Consider the following 17,763-nt stretch of genomic DNA (forward strand, 5'->3'; position numbering starts at 1 on the left):
TGGGAGTCGCCGGACGGTCAGGTCGGCATCGGGATCGCCCCCTCGCCACGCCTTGATCGACATCAGGACCGGGAGATCGCGGCCGCTCTTGCCAGGGTGATGTCGCGGGTGAGGGTGAGGAACCGGGTGAGCAGTTCATTGATCGTCACCCGGGAGACCCCGCGCCCGCAACGGGCCGACTCCGCCGCCTGCTCCAGGGCGCGTCTCGCAGGGAGCAGGCGCGAGAAGATCCCGTCAAGAGGTTCCTGGAGCGCCGCACACGCCAAGCCGGTGATCTCCCCGGCGGCGGCGACAAGCGCGCGACCGGCCACCGCACCGCACCTCGACGCGATCGACACCTGCCCCGCGCTTGCCGCGAGATCCCGTTCCGCAGCGGCCATACCCGCGCGCAGGAGCGAATCGCAGAGTTGTGCGCCGAGGCGAGCGGCCCGACCGGTGTGGTCAGTCGGGAACATGGTCGGGATCAGGGATCCGGTCACGGGGTTGTCCGCGGTGAGCAGGCGGGTCAGGGCGTGCGCACTCCTCAACGCGTGCAGGGGGAACCACGACCGAGCGATGAGCCGCTCGGCGGCGGTGCGAGCCGCGAACCGCGCGGCGTGCTCGGTGATCGACTGCCCGTGCGGCACCGATGGGGTCACCCGGTGGGTCGTGGGCAGGATGGCGTCCAGCCCCGCCTCGATGTCGACCACACCGGTCAGGGCGGTGGTGACGGTGTCGTGGAGCAAGGCGTCGGCGATCTCGGCCTGGGTGTGACCGCTCAGGCTCCAGGCCATGACCTGGCGTTTGGCGCGGGGTGAGCGCGGTGAATGCCTACCTGAGTTCCCAGCCCTCGATGTCACCTGCGCGCAGCAGCAGGGAGTGCGGCAGCGGGTCCGTCGGGGTCTCGGGCTGGTTCACCCGGTGGCGGATGACGGCGCGGGACGCCACCCGGCGGGTCCAGGCGTGGGGGTGGGCGATGGTGTGCCAGTGGTGGTAGGCGCTGATCATCGTGTCCTGGGCGATGTCCGCCGCCTCGGCGAGGGTGGCGCCCTGCAGGATCAGGAAAGCCACCAGGGGCTTGATCGACGCCCGGTAGAACTCGGTGAAGGTGGCGTCCGTGGTGCGTCTGGCTTGCCACCAAAGGCGTAGGGCGGTGGTGACCAAGCCGCCTGCTGTTAGGACTAGCACCTCGGTCGTGGTCTTCGCTCCGTTCGGCTGATGTGGGTAAGAGGCTGGGCTTTGCTGTCACGAGGGTTCACCCGGGTGGCCCACCAGGGCGTGGAACTCCGCACCGGTGCGGGATGGTGTTTGTGGACTGTGCGCCGTTCAGGGGACGTGGGGGCGTTTGGTGTACGGGGGCGGGACCTGGTGGGACAGTGGGGCGACACTGGTGCGACCAGGGAACGGTGGGCTGATGACCACTGCGAGCCGGTGGCCTCCGGCGAGTTTGCTCGGCGGTCTCGACGAGCGGGTTCGGCGGGAGTTGCTGGGGCTCGGGCAGTCCATCCGGGTGCGCGACGGCGACCGGTTGTTGCGGGCGGGGGATCCGGCGACGCACGTGTACCTGTTGCTGCTCGGGTGGTTCAAGGTCCACGCCAACCGGCCCAGCGGGGACGAGGCGCTCATCGCCGTGCGCTCCGGTGGTGACCTGGTCGGTGAGCTCGCCGCGTTCGAGGGCCGTCCCCGCACCGTGTCCGTTCGCGCCTGCGGCCCCGGCGTGGTCCGCCGCATCGACCGCGAGGACTTCCTGGCCTTCCTCACCCAGCACGGCCCCGCCCTCCGCGCCGTCCTGCGCGCCGTCTCCGAGAAGCACCGCTGGGTGACCCGAAGACTCACCGAGTTCGCCGGGTACGCGGTCCGCCGCCGGGTCGCGTGCGTCCTGGCCGAACTCCTGGAGAAGGACCTGCGGCACCAGACCGCCACCGCCATCCCGGTCCAACTGAGCCAGGCAGAACTCGCCGCCCTGGCCGGGACCTCGGTCCCCTCCGTGCAACGGGTCCTACGCCAGTTCCGCGCCGAGGGCCTCGTGGAGACCCGCTACCGGCGGGTGGTGGTGACCGACGTGGCCGGTGTCGCCCGCTTGGCCGGGACCGAGCAGGCCGTCGAGTGCGTGTGGTGAGTAGGCACACGCGTAGGTGCGGCAGTCGCGGGATGGCTCGCCGAGAAGGAGCGCCGCGCGGAGCCGCCGATTCGGAGGGCGCGGGGGCGTGCGGGATGGCTGGGGGTGCGGCCCGACACGCGAACCGGGCGGGCCGTCGAGGACTTGGTGGGTGGGCGCACGCGTAGGTGCGGGTGTCGCGGGACGGGACGTCGAGTGGGAGTGCCGTGTGGGGATGCCGATTCGGAGGGCGCGAGGGTGCGGCCCGACAGGTGAACCCGGGCAGGCCGTCGAGGACGTGGGCACACGCGCAGGCGCGGCAGTCGCGGGACGGGGCGTCGAGCGGGGGTGTGGTTTTGAGGGGCGCGGGGGTGCGGCCTAATAGGCGGACCGAGCTCGGCTGTCGAGTGTGTGTGGTGATCGGGCGCATGCGCGGCAGTCGCGGGATGGGGCGTCGAGTGGGAGTGCTGTGTGGGGATGCCGATCCGTAGGGCGCGGGGGCGCAGCCCGACAGGTGATCCGGGCAGCCCGTCGAGGATGTGGCACACGCGTAGCTGCGGCAGTCGCGGGATGAGTTGCTGGGAGGGTGCTGTGCGGGGATGCCGATTTGGGGGGCGCGGGTGTGCGGTCCGATAGGCGGACCGGGCTCGGCTGTCGAGTGTGTGTGGTGATCGGGCGCATGCGCGGCAGTCGCGGGATGGGGGCGCCGAGTGGGATTGGTGCACGGAGACTTTGGTTCGGAGGGCGCGGGGGCGCGGACGGACAGGTGAACCAAGCAGGCCGTCGAGGACGTGGCACACGCGTGGGTGCGGTAGTCGCGGGATGGGGCGTCGAGTGGGAGCGCTGCGCGGAGACGCTGATTCGGCGGGTGCGGCCCAATGGGCGGACCGAGCACGGCCGTCGAGTGGGTGCTAGAACGGGGTTCGTAGGGCGGCGTTGATGGTGCCTGCCAAAGCCGTCGCCGACCTGGCGAGGGTGTGCCAGTCGGTGGTGGGGGTTGGGGTGGGGGGTTCCTCGGATTCCCAGTGGGCCTGGCGTTCGGCCAGGTGGGTGAAGAGGGGTTCGTAGGCCGAGGCCAGCAGGCGCCAGATCTGGTTGATCAGGGTGGCGGTGGTGCCCTCGACCGCGCGCGGTAGGCCGGGGGCGCGGGCCGGGAGCGGGATCGCGACGTCCTCGGTGGGGGTGGTGACCTTGGCGAGGGTGTCCGGGGTGGGGGGTGGGTCGACGCGCAGGACGAGGGTGTGGGGTGGGCGCCAGGGGGCTGGGTCGGACAGTTGGGCCGCGAGCCAGTCGGCGTCGGTGGTGATGCCGGTGAGGATGTGGTGCTCGGCGCGCATGGCCTGGTCCATCAGTTCCGCGCGCAGCCGGTTGGGCAGGTGGGTGTCCCACCAGGTCCGCTCGTCGCCGACGCGGGCCAGGTCGGCGGTGAGCCTGGACAGGACCGCGGCCCGGTCGGCGCGCAGGTGCTCGCCGATGCGGCCGATCAGCGCCAGTTGCCGGTCCGAGAGCTGGACCCGCAGCAGTTCCCAGGTCCTGGCCCGGCTCGACCTGCGGTCGATGGACTGTCCACTGTGCACTCTTCGGGCGTCGGCGATGGTCTCGCCCGCGCTGGTGGCCATCGCGGTGCACTGGTCGGCCAGCCGGGCGGCGATCCGGCGTGCGCGCAACCCGGCGCGCTCCTGCGGCGGCGCCGAGTCGAGCAGGAACGCCCGCACCGCCACCGTGGCCGGGTCGTCCGGCGCGGCACCGGGGCCGGACAGGACCGCGATCCGGCCGACCCGCGCGGAGATGTAGGTCAGCACTCGACCGCGTTCGGCCGAGGTGAGCCGGTCGAGCATGGTGACGACCACCGCGAGCGACGTGGTGTGCGCGGCGACCGCGTCCTCCAGCAGCCGCGAGTGCCCCGCGCCCCACACCCCGGTGGCGGGCACCGCGAGCAGCACCCCGTCGGTGTCGGTGACCGCCGCCAGCGGCGCCCCGCCCGGCTGCCACGGCGCCTCCAGCAGTTCCACCCCGGACAACCCCTCGCGCCCCAGCACCCGGCTGACCAGCGTGGACTTGCCCACCCCCGGCTCGCCGACGACGTTGACCCGCCAGCCGGGCCGGTCCCGGCCAGCCGCGAGCCGCTCGATCGCGGCCGAGGTCCTGCTCCGGCCGTGTTCGGCCGCCAGGCGCGCCACCTCGCGCAGCCACCGCGGTGTCGACGTGATGATCTCGCGGCTCTCGATGGTGCCTGCTCCCTCGCGATCGCGGCCACTGCGCGGTCATCATGGGCCGCGCCGCCCGCGCAGATGCCATCAGCGGAGGGGATTGCCCGAACTGCCCGCCATCCGGACGCCATTGCGGACCACTCTCCGGTCCACTGAGGACGACACCGCCGGGTGTCGCGGAAAACGGCCATCCAACCGTCTACTTGGGACGCGCGATGCCGGTGTGGCGGGAATCGGACGCCGAATGGCCCTGTGTCACCGGTTGTGCGGCGGTGTGGCAATCTGAAGATCGCGAACCGGCGTCGGTGGGGAGCGGGTTGGGGGTTTCGGCGTAGTGGTGAGGCGTGGACCCGCGGCGGTGCTGGTCGCGGTCGGGGGACTGGCGGAGTTCGCGGGGCTCAGGGATGTCGTGCACGCCGTCGAGGCGGATCCGGATGTGCTCGTTCGGTGGAGCGCGGTGGGCGGAGCCCCTGCGGTGGAGCGCGTGTTGCGCATTGCCTGCGTCCCATCGGTGCCGTGGTCGCGAGCCGACGGGTTCGACCTCGTCATCGCCTGCCACGCCACCGGCGAGGTCCCCGGGCTGGTCGTGAGCATCACCGACAGCCATGACATCCCGGTGGCGGTCGGCGTGTCGACCGAGCGGGACCGGCCCGCCGCGGAGGCGTCCATCCCGGGCGCGGCAGGACGGACGTTCGTGATGGGCGATCCGACCTGGGCCAGGGTCCGGGACGCGGCCGAGAGGCGGGCGGAGTTCCGCGAGCGGCTGGGCATCCCGGACGGCGTGACGCTGGTCGCGCTGGGGTGCGCGCGGCCGGACGCGGTCTCGCTTGTGTTGTCCCGGTTGCCTTTCGACGAGTTCCGGGTGGCCACGGTTGTCCCCGGCGGCACGGGCACCGGCGGTCTCGTCGCGGTCTCGCCGGAGTCCGAGTGGATCGCCGTGCTCATCGCGGCCGACGTGGTCATCGGCGACCCCGGTCCGGCCACCCGCTACGCGCGAGGACTCGGCCGGGCGACGCTCACCCCCGAGGTCATCGACGGCGACGTGTTCGCCGCCGTGCGCGGCACCAAGTCCACAGTGGAGCCCATGGCCGCGCCCGCGTCCCCGCGGCTGGTGCGGGACAAGGTCCGCGAACTCGTGGACCTACCGGCAATCGACACCACCGTCGCATCAAGACCGTTCGGATCGTTGGACCCGGCAACTGTGGAAGCCAAAGCCTTTCTGGTGTCCACAAAGGAATCGAACGACGTCGTCACGGTCGCCCGCGTCCCGTACCTGCCCAACAGCCGCGCGGGCGAGGACGTCCTGGCCGTCGACGCCGCCGAACCGGACCCGGTCTTGCGCGCCAACGCCGAGATCGTCGTCCATCCGAACGCCGACGACCCGGCCGCCTGGGTCGCCGAGGCGATCGCCACCTCCCACTGCGCGCTCGCCGTCGCCGCCGGGGATCGGGCCCACTTCGCCTGGTACACCGGGCAGACCTGGACCGCGGACGTCCCGGGTCTGGCCCTCATGGCCGTCGCGGGCGCGGTCTACCACCACGTGGTCGAGAACGACGCCATCGCCGAGCCGATCGACGTCCGCGTCGGCGGCACCACGGAGCGGGTCACCTTCAGCGCGGGCTAGTGCGGCGCGTTGAGGATGCCTTCGAGCAGACCGGGGTACAGCGCGTCCAGGTCGGCGCGGCGCAGCGAGGTGATGCGGGCGGTGCCGCTCGGCCGCACGGAGACCACCCCGGCCTCGCGCAGGGTGCGCAGGTGGTGGGTGCGGGTGGACTTGCTGACGGGCAGCTCGATCGACCCGCAGGCCACGCCCTCGCTCAGCGTGGCCAGCTCGCGGACCATGTGCAGCCGGACCGGGTCGGCGAGGGCGTGCAGCACCCGCTCGATGCGGATCTCGGCCAGGCTGGGGTGGGGCAGTTCCTCGGGCACCGATCCATAGTACGAGACATTTCGTAGTTTGATACATCTCGTACTACGATCGCTCTCGTACCAAGCACCAGGCCAAGGGGGAACTCGCATGTCACCACGCACGTACCTGCTCGCGGCGGGGGCGTTCACCGTGGGAACCAGCGGCTACGTCATCTCCGGGCTGCTGCCCGAGGTGGGCCGCGAGCTGCACGTCTCGACCTCGGCGGCAGGTCAGCTGGTCACCGCGTTCGCCATCGCCTACGCCATCGCCTCGCCGCTGCTGGCCGCGGTCACCGGCCGGTGGGAGCGCAAGCGGCTGGTGATCGCCGCCCTGGTCGTCAGCGCGGTCGGCAACGCCCTGTCCGCGGTGGCGCCCACCTTCGAGCTGCTGCTGGCCGCCAGGGTCGTCGCCGCGCTCGGGGCCGCGGTCTTCACCCCGGTCGCCACCGCCATGGCGACGGCGATCAACCCGCCCGAGCGTCGCGGCCGTGCGGTCGCGGTGGTCTTCGGCGGGCTCACCACCGCGCTGGTTGTCGGTGTGCCCGCAGGCAGCCTGCTAGGTGGCTCTATCGGCTACCACGGTGTCTTCGCCCTCGTGGCCGCAGCGTCCGCGCTCGCCGCCGTGGTGAGCGTCTTCTGGTTGCCCGTGGTCGAGGCCCCGCCCGCGGTGGGCATCCGGGAGCGGTTCGCGGTACTGGCCGACAGCCGCGTGCGGATGGTGTTGGGCATGACGGTGCTCGGCTGCCTCTCGGCGTTCGCGGTCTTCACCTACGTCGCGCCGCTGCTGGCGACCACGGCCGGGCTGCACGGGAGCGCGATCAGCCTGTTGCTGCTGTCCTACGGCGTCGGCGGGGCGATCGGCAACGTGCTGGGCGGGCGGCTGACCGACCGGTTCGGCAGCAGGCGGCCGCTGCTGTGGTCGTTCACCCCGTTCGTGATCATCCTGGCCACGCTCCCGCTGACCGCGGTCACCGCGGTCTCGGCCGGGGTCGTGTTCTTCCTGTGGGGCCTGTGCACCTGGTCGGTGAACCCGCCGATCCAGAACTGGCTGATCGAACTCGCCCCGCGCACCAGCGGCCTGCTGCTGTCGATCAACGCGTCGGCGATCTACCTCGGTGTCGGCCTCTCCGGGGTGGTCGGCGGGCTGGTGATCGACTCGTGGGGCGTTGTCGCGCTCCCGCCGGTCGCCGCCGCGGTGGCCTCGCTGTCCTTTGTGCTCCTCGTGCTGGCCGGTCGCCGCGACGGTGCGGTCGCCGAGGCGGAGCCGGTTCCGGTCCGGGCCTGAGCACCGCGACGACCCACAGGCCCGCGCCGGGTTCGGCGCGGGCCTGTGGTGTGTCCTGCGGGTTTTGCGAGGTTTTGCGCGGGTTCGTGTCCTACCCCGCTTCTCGCCCTAAACAGTTATCCGCGGATTGCCCTGTTTGTCACGGGTCTGCACGGCCGGGTCGTCGGACCACACGCCGCCCTCGGTGAGGTAGCGGAAGGACAGTGCGGTCCCGGCGGGTAGCACCACCGAGGTGGAGCGCTTGCCGTTGGAGCGGCCGCGCAACACGTGGCGGCCCGGTGTCCAGCCGTTGAAGCAGCCGACAACGCTGGTCGGTCCCGGCGGGGTGTCGCGGTCGAGGGTGAAGGTCACCCTGACCTTGGCGAAGGGCAGCGGCTTGAGGTTGATCATCTTCGGGGCGGGTTCCTCGGTGCTCGGGTGCGCTGGTCGAGCACGGAGCCTGCCCGGCCGCCGCCCGCGGCACCAGCGCCATCACCCGGACGTGTCGATTGCGACGAACGGCCGCGAATGCGCCGCCCATTGCCGAGCAGCCGAAACGACAGAACTCGGACATGGATGTTGAGACCTCGACCACATTCGGGTTCTCACGCTTCCCAGATGATGGTCCGATCGGGCGGGGTTGTGGCGCGAATCTCTCCGCCGCCCGATCCGGGTGTTACCCGGGGTCCGGTGTTCCCATTACTTCCCTTGGGGTGTTACTGGATCGTCGAGGGGCGTTAATGCCGATTCAGATGCACGTGCAAGTTACCCGCGAGTATCGAATGCGGCGAACGCGAGAGATATTCGGACACCGACTCCCGAGTGCGGAGTCGTTCGTACCAAAAGGATTCTGAACCGGCCACAGTGGACCATGGAATCGCTCCCCAATTCCTGTGATCGGGGTCACAGAAACGGGCTCGATAATCCGTCGTTGGGTCGCGAAACCGTTTTGCGAATGCGTCGTCTGATCGTTCAAACAAGTTTGGCGGGATTTCGCCGAGCCCCTCCCGGCAATGTGGTCGGCACAATGCATAGGGGTTCGATTGCTCCGTTCGGCGGTAGCTGGTCTCCTCCGCCGCTGGTCAACATTGATTGCGTTCGAGGATTGAATCCGGTGAACGCGGGGAACACAGATCACAGGTGTCGTCGGAGTCGGCGGACTTGTTTACCCGGTCGCCGACACCGCACCCACCACGCCCGGTCCCACCCGAATTCCGCGCGTGGCCCCACCGTGCCCACCGGCACCTACCAGTGAGGACCCATGGACGCATCCGCAGGTACCCAGATCGCGGCCAGACTCGGCGAGTTGGCCGCGGCGCACGCCGTCCCCGGCGCGCAGTTGGCCATCCACCACGACGACCGCACCTGGACCTGGTGCACCGGCGAGGTCCGGCACGGTTCCGGCGAACCGATGACCGACGCGCACGCCGTCCCGGTTGGATCGATCACCAAGGTGGTCACCGCGGCCACCGTGCTCGCGCTCGCCGTCGACGGCGACATCGACCTCGACGAGCCGCTCGCCGAGCAGGTGCCCGGCCTTGCCGTGCTGCCCGACTTCGCCGACACCACGCCGCGGCACCTGCTCAGCCACACCTCCGGCCTGCCTTCCGACACCAGGGAAAGCGCGCTGACGTCGGCTACCACACTGCGCAGGCTCCTGCACGACTCGGCCTCCGGGCTGACCCCGATCGCCGAGCCGGGCACCGCGTTCTCGTACTCCAACGTCGGCTACCTGCTGCTGGGGCACGCGATCGAGTCGGTGACCGGGATGGACTGGGCCGAGGCGGTCAAGGCCATCGTGCTCGGCCCGCTCGGCGTGGACACCCGGTTCGTGGTGGGTCGCCACGCGTCGACCAACGAGGTGGTGACCGGGCACACCGTGAACCGCTCGCACGGCTCGGTCCGCCCGGTCGCCCAGTCGCTGACCGCGCTGGAGGCCCCGGCGGGCGCCCTGGCCGCGAGCGCGGCGCAGCTGGTCCGGTTGGGACGCGCGCTGGCCGGTGCCGAGGGCAACGACCTGCTCGACCCCGGTTCGCTCAAGGAGATGCGCGGCGCGGTCCCCTCGGCCGAGCCGTTCGGCATGGCCGACGGCTGGGGCCTCGGCCTCGCGGTCTACGACAGCACCGGGCGCACCGTGGTCGGCCACGACGGCACCGGCGACGGCACCTCCGCGCACCTGCGGATGCACCCGTCCAGCGGCACCGTGGTGGCGTTCACCGCCAACTCGGGCTCCGGCTTCGCGATGTGGCGCACCCTGGCCGACGACCTGGCCGACCTGGGCATCCCGGTCGCGGGCTTCGACCCGGTGCCGCGCGTGGTCGAGCCGGTCCCGGTGCCCGCGGGCATCGCGGGCGACTACGCCAACGGCGACACCGTGTACTCGGTGATCCCCGGCGTCGGCCTGCCGCGGCTGACCGTCGACGGCGAGCCGTTCGCCGACCTGACCCCGCTGTCGGGCCTGCGCTTCGCGATGCGCGACTGCGACACCGGCGAGACCGACCAGGTCGGCCGCTTCCTCGCCGACGACTCCGGCGTGCCCGCCTGGCTGCAGGTCGGCGGCAGGCTCGCCCGCAAGACCACGGCCGCGTTCGCGGCCGCCTGAGCGCAACCCCCGTCCTCCCAGGCGCGCGGCCGCCTCCCCGCGCCCACCCGTCGTGCTCATGAAAGGTCAGACCAGGATGTCCGCCCGGTTAGCGAATCCGACGCTGTTGGACCTCTTCGCCGCCCAGGTCGCCCGCGATCCCGAAGCGCCTGCGTTGCGCTCGGGGAACCGGGTGGTCGACTACGGTGAACTGGACCGGTGGTCGGACCGGGTGGCCAGGGCGCTGGTCGCGCGCGGCGCCGGGCCGGAGCGGCTGGTCGCGCTGCGGCTGCCGCGGTCGGTGGACATCGTGGTGGCGCAGCTGGCGGTGCTCAAGGCGGGCGCGGCGTACCTGCCGGTCGACCCGGCGTACCCGGCGGAGCGGATCGCCGACATGCTCGCCGACGCCCAGCCGCTGCTCGTGCTGACCGATCTGTCCGAAATGGACGAGAACGCGGATGCCGAGCTGCCGGAGCGCGCCTATGAGGACCAGCCCGCCTACGTCATCTACACCTCGGGTTCGACCGGACGGCCCAAGGGTGTCGTGGTCACCCACCGCGGCCTGGCGACCTTCGCGCTCGCCGAGGTCGAGCGGTTCGACGTGCGCCCCGGCGACCGGGTGCTGCAGTTCTCCTCGCCGAGCTTCGACGCCTCGGTGCTGGAGCTGTGCATGGCCTACGCCGGTGGCGCCGCCCTGGTCGTCCCGCCGCCGGGGCCGCTGCTGGGTGAGCAACTGGCCGAGGTCCTGCGCGCCGAGCGGGTGACGCACGCGCTCATCCCGCCGGTCGCGCTCTCCACCGTGCCAGAGGGCACCGAGCTGCCCGACTTCCGGACCCTCATCGTCGGCGGCGACGCCTCCTCGGCCGACCTGGTGCGCCGCTGGGCACCCGGCCGCACCATGATCAACGCCTACGGGCCGACCGAGTCCACCGTGGTCACCTCGTGGAGCGACCCGCTGGTCCCGTCGCCCGACTCGCCGCCCATCGGCCGCCCGATCACCGGTACCCAGGTGCACGTGCTCGACGACGACCTGCGCCCGGTCCCCGAGGGCACCCCCGGCGAGTTGTACGTGACCGGTGTCGGCGTCGCCCGCGGGTATCTCGACCGCCCCGGCCTGACCGCGCAACGGTTCCTGGCCGCCCCCGACGGCACCCGCATGTACCGCACCGGCGACGTCGTGCGGGTCGACGCGGACGGGAACCTGGAGTTCGTCGGCCGCGCCGACCACCAGGTCAAGATCCGCGGCTTCCGCATCGAGCCCGGCGAGATCGAGGCCGAGCTGGCGAAAGACCCGACCGTGGGCCGCGCGGTCGTCGTACCGCGCACCGAGACCGGAATCAAGCGGCTGGTCGCCTACGTCGTCCCCGGCGACGGACACCCCGAACCGCACGCGCTGCGTGCCCTGCTCGTCGACCGGCTGCCCGCGCACATGGTGCCCGCCGCGATCGTCGTGCTCGACGCGTTCCCGTTGACCCCCAACGGGAAGCTCGACCGCGACGCCCTGCCCGCCCCCACGGTCGGGGTCGCCGAGGAAGACCATGTCGCGCCGCGCGACGAGCGGGAGCGGCTCGTCGCCGACATCTGGTCGCAGGTGCTGGGCGTGACCTCGATCGGGTCGGCCGACGACTTCTTCGCCCTGGGCGGCGACTCGATCCTGGCCGTGCGCGCGCAGACCCGGATCGCGTCGGCGTTCGGCACCACGGTGTCCGGTCGCGCGATCTTCGACGCCCGCACGGTGTCGGGTCTCGCCGCCCTGCTGCCCGAGCAGCCCGCGACCTCCGCCGTCATCCCGCCGGTGTCGCGCGACGAGCCGCTGCCGCTCTCGCCCGCGCAGCGCCGGTTGTGGCTGGAGGAGCAGACCTCGATCGGGCCGGTCAACAACACCGGGTTCGCGCTGCGGATCACCGGTGTGATCAACCGCCCCGCCCTGCGCCGGGCGCTGGACCGGCTCGCTGCGCGCCACGACGCCCTCCGGACCACAGTGGACGGTGAGCACCAGGTCGTCGCCGAGCACGCCGCCCTGCCGCTCGCCGAGCGTGACACCACCGACCTCGACACGACCCTCACCGAGCTCGTCGCCGCCCCGTACGACCTCGCCACGGGGCCGCTGACCCGGGTGACCCTGGTCGCGGAGGGCGCCGAGCACGTCCTCGTGGTCGCCCAGCACCACATCGTCACCGACGGCTGGTCGGCCGCCCTGCTGGTCGACGAGCTGACCGCGCTCTACGTCGAGGAGACCGGCGGCCCCGCCGCGGACCTGCCCGAGCGCACCACCCAGTACCCGGATTACGCCGCGTGGCAGCTGGAGCGCCCCGAGCCCGACCTCTCCCACTGGCGCAACCGGCTCGACGGTCTGCTGCCGCTGGACCTGCCCACCGACCGCCCCCGCCCGCCGGTGCGGGTCGGCTCCGGCGCGGTGCTGCGCCAGGACCTGCCCGCTGACCTCGCCGCCGGGCTCACCACCCTCGGCGCCGCGCACGAGGCGACGCTGTTCATGACCCTCACCGCCGCCGTGCAGGTGCTGCTCGCCGAGCACGGGCGCACCCGCGACGTCGCGGTCGGCGCTGTCCGGGCGGGCAGGCCGGTCGCGGAGTTGGACGCGGTCGCCGGGTTCTTCGTCAACACCCTGGTGCTCCGGTCCCGGATCGACCCGTCGCTGCCCTTCAGCGACTTCCTCACCGCGGTGCGGGAGACCGTGCTCGACGCCTTCGACCACGACGACGTGCCCTTCGACCGGCTCGCCGACCAGCTCAGCACCGTCCGCGACCCGAGCCGCACGCCGCTCGTGCAGGCCGTGGTGGCGCTGCAACAGCCGCTGGTCACCAAGCACGACGCCGCCGGGCTGCGCCTGGTCGACGAGCCGCTGCCCCGCCCGGCCGCCCGGTTCGACCTGGTCGTCGAGTTCTGGCCGTCCGCCGAGGGGCTGCGGATGGTGCTGGAGTACGACACCGCGCTGTTCGACGCCGCCCGGATCGCCGCGCTGGCCAAGGAACTCACCGCGCTGCTGCGGATCGTCACCGCCCGCCCGGACACCCCGCTGGGCACGCTGGTCGACCTGCCCGAGGGCACCGCCGTCGTCGTCCCCGCGCCCAGGCCCGCCGAGCCGAACCGCTATCTCGCCCCGCGCACCCCGGTCGAGGCGACGCTGGCCACGGTGTTCGCCCAGGTCCTCGGCGCGCCCAGGGTCGGCGTGCGGGACAACTTCTTCGCCCTCGGCGGCGACTCGATCCTCAGCATCCAGGTCGTCACCGCCGCGCGGGCCGCCGGGCTGCTGCTCACCGCGCGCGACGTGTTCGTCCACCAGACCGTCGCCGACCTCGCCCCGCACGCCACCGAGATCGGCGCCGACACCCGCCCCGAGGCCGGTCCGGAGTCCGGCGCGGTGCCGCTGACCCCGATCCAGCGCTGGTTCTTCGACCACTACACCGCCCACCCGCACCTGTTCGACCAGACCTGCGTGGTCGACCTCGGCCAGCCGGTGCTGCCGGATGCGTTGGCCACGGCCATGTTCGCCGTGCTGGAGCACCACGACGCGCTGCGCATGCGGTTCACGCGCGCCGCGGATTGGCACCAGGACAACGCCTCTGTCGGCGAGTCGGGCGCCATCGGTGAGCACGGGCCGATCTTCCTGGTCGAGCTGCACGGCGATTCCACTGTCCAGTTGCGAGCGCACCACCTCGTGGTGGACGGTGTCTCGTGGCGGGTGATCGCCGAGGACCTGCGCACCGCGCACCGGCAGGCGGCCGCGGGGGAGCCGATCGTGTTCCCCCGGCGCACCACGTCGTTCCGGGAGTGGGCGACCAAGCTCGCCGAGCACGCCGTCGCGGGCGGGTTCGCCGACGAACTGCCGCACTGGACCGATCTGCGCGCCGAGACCCGGGTCCCGCGCGACCACTCCGGCGCCAACACCGCCGCCTCCGAGCGCTCGGTGACCGTCACGCTCACCGAGGACGAGACCACCGCGTTGCTGCGGGAGGTCCCCGAGGCGTACCGCACCCAGGTCAACGACGTGCTGCTGACCGCGTTCGGTGCCGCGCTCTCGCGTTGGACCGGCCGCGCGGAAACCCTGGTGCACCTTGAGGGTCACGGCCGGGAAGACCTGTTCGACGGGGTCGACCTGTCCCGCACCGTCGGTTGGTTCACCACCATGTTCCCCGTCGTGGTCGGTAGTGCCGATGATTGGGGCACCGCGCTCAAGTCGGTGAAGGAGTCGCTGCGGGCCACTCCCCGGCGCGGCATCGGTTACGGCGCTTTGCGTTACCTCGTCGGCGCGGACCTGGACGGCGACGCCGAGGTGTCGTTCAACTACCTCGGTCGGTTCGACGGCACCGCGGACCTCGCGCTCGACGCGCACCCGGACTCCCGGCGCCCGCACGTGCTCGACGTGGTGGGCCAGGTCGAGCGGGACCGGCTCGCGATCACCGTCTACTACAGCGAGAACCTGCACCGCGAGACCACCGCGTCGACCTTCGCCGAGTCGATCGCCGACGCGCTGCGCCTGATCGTGCGGCACTGCGCCGAGGGCGGCCGGGGTCGCACGCCGTCGGACTTCCCGCTGGTGCGCCTCGACCAGTCCACTGTGGATCGCCTGGTCACCCCGAACGTGGTCGATGTCCTGCCGCTGACCCCGATGCAAGCGGGGATGATCTTCCACGGGTTGTCGCAGGGCGGCCAGGGTGGGAGGGCGGGTGAGGGAAAGCAGGGCGCGTACTTCCAGCAGACGGCGTTCGTGCTTGACGGCATCGAGGACATCGACCGGTTGGCATCGGCGTGGCGGCAGGTGGTGGACCGGGCGGCGATCCTGCGCTCCTCCATCGTCTGGGAGGGCGTCGCCGAGCCGGTGTCGCTGGTGCACGGGCACGTCGACCTGCCGATCGCCCAGCTCGACTGGACCGGCGGCAACCGCGAGGCCCTGCTGGCCGCGCTGCTCGACGCCGACCAGCGCAGGGGTTTCGACCTGGCCACCCCGCCGCTGATGCGGTTGGCGCTGGCCGAACTCGGCGGCGGCCGGGTGCAGGTGCTGTGGACGTTCCACCACGTGCTGCTCGACGGGTGGAGCATCTTCGGCGTCCTCGCCGACGTCGCCGGTGCCCACGCCGGTCGCGCGCTGCCGGACCGCCCGGACTTCGCCGAGTACCACCGCTGGCTGTCCCGGCAGGACCCGGCGGCGGCCGAGCTGCACTGGCGTTGCGTGCTCGGCGACCTGGAGGCCCCGACCCCGCTGCCGTTCGACCGGCCGCGTGCGTCGGTCCCCCAGCCCACCACCTCCGCCCGGCTCGACATCACGCTGACCGACGCCGAGACCGAGCGGCTGACCCGGTTCGCCAAGGACCACCGGCTCACCCTCGGCACCGTTGTGCAAGGCGCGTGGGCGCTGCTGCTGGCGCAGAACAGCGGTCACCGCACCGGCGGCCAGGTCTGCTTCGGCGCCACCGTCTCCGGCCGCCCCGCCGACCTGCCCAGGGTCGAGGCGATCACCGGCATGTTCGTCAACACGCTGCCCGTGGTGACCACTGTGGACGGACCGGTCGCCGGGTGGCTGGCCGGGGTGCAACGCGCCCAGGTCGAGTCCCGCGCCTTCGAGCACACCCCGCTGACCAGGCTGCACGGCTTCAGCGCGATCCCCGGCGGGGTCGACCTGTTCGACAGCGCGGTGATCTTCGAGAACTACCCGGCCGACGGCCCTCGGCTCAGCGAGCTGACCGCGGTGGAGAGCACCACCTTCCCGCTCAGCGTCACCGTCTACCCGGGCGAGCGGCTGCGGCTGCTGTTCGGCTACGAGCCCGGCCTGTTCGACGCCGAGACCATCGAGACCCTCGCGGCCCAGCTGAGCAGGCTCCTCGCCGAACTCGTCGTCGATCCTGACCGCCTGGTCACCGCCATCCCCGCGCTCACCGGCGCGGACCGCGACCGGGTCCTCGTCGAGTGGAACGACACAGCCGTCGACGTCCCGGACACCACGCTGACCGCGCTGCTGGTCGAGCAGGCGGCGCGAACCCCCGACGCGCAAGCGCTTGTCTGCGGGGACCGGCGGTGGACCTACGCCGAGTTCGACGCCGAGGTCAACCGGCTCGCGCACTGGCTCACCCGGCACGGCGCCGGTCCGGAGAAGATCGTCGCCGTCTCGCTGCCCCGCTCGGCGGAGTTGGTGATCGCCCTGCACGCGGTGCTCCGCGCGGGTGCCGCCTACCTCCCCGTCGACCCGGAGCTGCCCAGGGACCGGGCCGCGTTCCTCGTCTCCGACACCGACGCCGTGCTGCTGCTCGACGCCATGCCCGACACGCACGACCAGCCCGACACCACGCCCGAGGTGGCGGTCGCGCCGGACAACAGCGCGTACGTCATCTACACCTCCGGGTCCACCGGCCGCCCCAAGGGCGTCGTGGTCGCGCACCGGGCGATCGTCAACCGTCTGCTGTGGACGCAGGGCCGGTTCGACCTCGGCGCCGACGACCGGGTGCTGCAGAAGACCCCGGCGAGCTTCGACGTGTCGGTGTGGGAGTTCTTCTGGCCGCTGGTCGTGGGCTCCACCCTGGTCGTCGCCAAGGCGGACGGCCACCGCGACCCGGCCTACCTCGCCGAGTTGATCCGCGCCGAGCGGATCACGACCGTCCACTTCGTCCCGTCCATGCTGCGCGCCTTCCTCGCCCACGCTGACCTGACCGGCCTCGACGGGCTGCGCAGGGTGCTGTGCAGCGGCGAGGCGCTCCCGGTCGACCTGGCCGAACGCTTCCACGACGCGCTCGACTCCCAGTTGCACAACCTCTACGGACCGACCGAGGCCGCCGTCGACGTCACCCACTGGATGAGTCAGCCCGGCGAGTCGACCGTGCCCATCGGGCTGCCGGTCTGGAACACCCGGCTCTACGTCCTCGACGCCGACCTGAACCCTGTGCCGGTCGGCGCCCCGGGGGAGCTGTACCTGGCCGGGGTCCAGCTCGCCCGCGGGTACCTCGACCGCCCCGGCCTGACCGCGGACCGGTTCGTCGCCGACCCGCACGGGCGGCCCGGCAGCCGGATGTACCGCACCGGCGACCTGGTGCGCTGGAACCGGATCGGGGCGGTGGAGTACCTGGGTCGCACCGACCAGCAGGTCAAGATCCGCGGCATGCGGATCGAGCCGGGTGAGATCGAGGCCGCCCTCACCGCCAGGCCCGAGGTGGCCGACGCCGCCGTGATCGCCCGTGACGGCAAGCTCGTCGGCTACGTGACACCGTCCGATCTGGACACCAAGGCGCTGCGGGACGCGCTGGGCAGGGAACTGCCCGAGCACATGGTCCCCGCCGCGTTGGTCGCCATGGACGCGCTGCCGCTCACCCCGTCCGGCAAGCTCGACCGCAAGTCGCTGCCCGACCCGGACTTCGGCCCCGCCGCCGAGTTCACCGCCCCCGAGACCGGCACCGAGGAAGCACTGGCCGAGATCTGGGCCGAGGTGCTCGGCGTGCCCAGGGTCGGGGTCACCGACAGCTTCTTCGACCTCGGCGGCGACTCCATCCTCAGCCTCCACGTGACCGCCCGCGCCAACGCGGCGTTCGCGGTGGAGCTCACCCCGCGCGACGTGCTGACCGCCCGCACCGTGCGCGCCCTCGCGGACGTGGTCGAGGACCACATCCTGCGCGAACTCGAAGCCCTCGCGGGCGAGTCACTCTAAGCCCCGGGAGGCAACCACCATGACTGTGTCAAACACCCCCCCGCCCTCCCAATCATCGGACTCTCGCAGAAG

Annotated in this window: 9 protein-coding genes and 1 pseudogene; 5 read left to right on the top strand and 5 right to left on the bottom strand. The window is 72.2% G+C overall.

Annotated features, from left to right (window positions below; all coding sequences use genetic code 11):
- Window positions 1-62: 62 nt before the first annotated feature.
- Window positions 63-773 (bottom strand): hypothetical protein, encoded by a 711-nt coding sequence (locus CLV68_RS11440; protein ID WP_121390326.1) that lies wholly within the window; start codon window positions 771-773, stop codon window positions 63-65.
- 37 nt (window positions 774-810) lie between these two features.
- Window positions 811-1,167 carry an RNA polymerase sigma factor gene (locus CLV68_RS11445; protein WP_147459945.1) on the bottom strand — a complete coding sequence of 119 codons (357 nt, stop codon included), beginning with the start codon at window positions 1,165-1,167 and terminating at the stop codon, window positions 811-813.
- Window positions 1,168-1,393: 226 nt separating this feature from the next.
- Between CLV68_RS11445 and CLV68_RS11450 the strand changes: the two genes are divergently transcribed.
- Window positions 1,394-2,098, top strand: coding sequence for a Crp/Fnr family transcriptional regulator (locus tag CLV68_RS11450; RefSeq protein ID WP_121390328.1), 705 nt, complete (start codon window positions 1,394-1,396; stop codon window positions 2,096-2,098).
- 890 nt (window positions 2,099-2,988) lie between these two features.
- Here CLV68_RS11450 and CLV68_RS11455 read toward each other — a convergent pair.
- On the bottom strand, window positions 2,989-4,257 hold the full coding sequence (locus tag CLV68_RS11455) for a hypothetical protein (RefSeq protein ID WP_121390329.1): 1,269 nt from the start codon (window positions 4,255-4,257) through the stop codon (window positions 2,989-2,991).
- 367 nt (window positions 4,258-4,624) lie between these two features.
- On the opposite strand from CLV68_RS11455, the gene CLV68_RS11460 reads away from it, so the two are divergent.
- Window positions 4,625-5,911 (top strand): hypothetical protein, encoded by a 1,287-nt coding sequence (locus CLV68_RS11460; protein WP_147459946.1) that lies wholly within the window; start codon window positions 4,625-4,627, stop codon window positions 5,909-5,911.
- Here CLV68_RS11460 and CLV68_RS11465 read toward each other — a convergent pair.
- A complete protein-coding gene (locus CLV68_RS11465) occupies window positions 5,908-6,216 on the bottom strand; it encodes an ArsR/SmtB family transcription factor (protein ID WP_246009762.1) in 309 nt (102 codons plus the stop codon). The two genes, CLV68_RS11460 and CLV68_RS11465, sit on opposite strands and share 4 nt — an antisense overlap.
- 88 nt (window positions 6,217-6,304) lie before the next feature.
- On the opposite strand from CLV68_RS11465, the gene CLV68_RS11470 reads away from it, so the two are divergent.
- Window positions 6,305-7,480 (top strand): MFS transporter, encoded by a 1,176-nt coding sequence (locus CLV68_RS11470; protein WP_121390332.1) that lies wholly within the window; start codon window positions 6,305-6,307, stop codon window positions 7,478-7,480.
- Between the two features lie 108 nt (window positions 7,481-7,588).
- On the opposite strand, the gene CLV68_RS11475 is transcribed toward CLV68_RS11470, so the two are convergent.
- Window positions 7,589-7,870, bottom strand: a complete 282-nt coding sequence (locus CLV68_RS11475) for an early set domain-containing protein (RefSeq protein ID WP_121390333.1) — start codon at window positions 7,868-7,870, stop codon at window positions 7,589-7,591.
- Window positions 7,871-8,720: 850 nt separating this feature from the next.
- On the opposite strand from CLV68_RS11475, the gene CLV68_RS11480 reads away from it, so the two are divergent.
- Entirely contained in the window at window positions 8,721-10,061 is a 1,341-nt protein-coding gene (locus CLV68_RS11480; protein ID WP_121390334.1) for a serine hydrolase domain-containing protein, read from the top strand.
- A 100-nt stretch (window positions 10,062-10,161) separates the two neighbouring features.
- Window positions 10,162-17,691, top strand: a pseudogene (locus tag CLV68_RS11485) (amino acid adenylation domain-containing protein); the annotation flags it as partial.
- Window positions 17,692-17,763: the final 72 nt, after the last annotated feature.

It is taken from the genome of Actinokineospora cianjurensis, assembly GCF_003663795.1.
Taxonomy (GTDB): domain Bacteria; phylum Actinomycetota; class Actinomycetes; order Mycobacteriales; family Pseudonocardiaceae; genus Actinokineospora; species Actinokineospora terrae.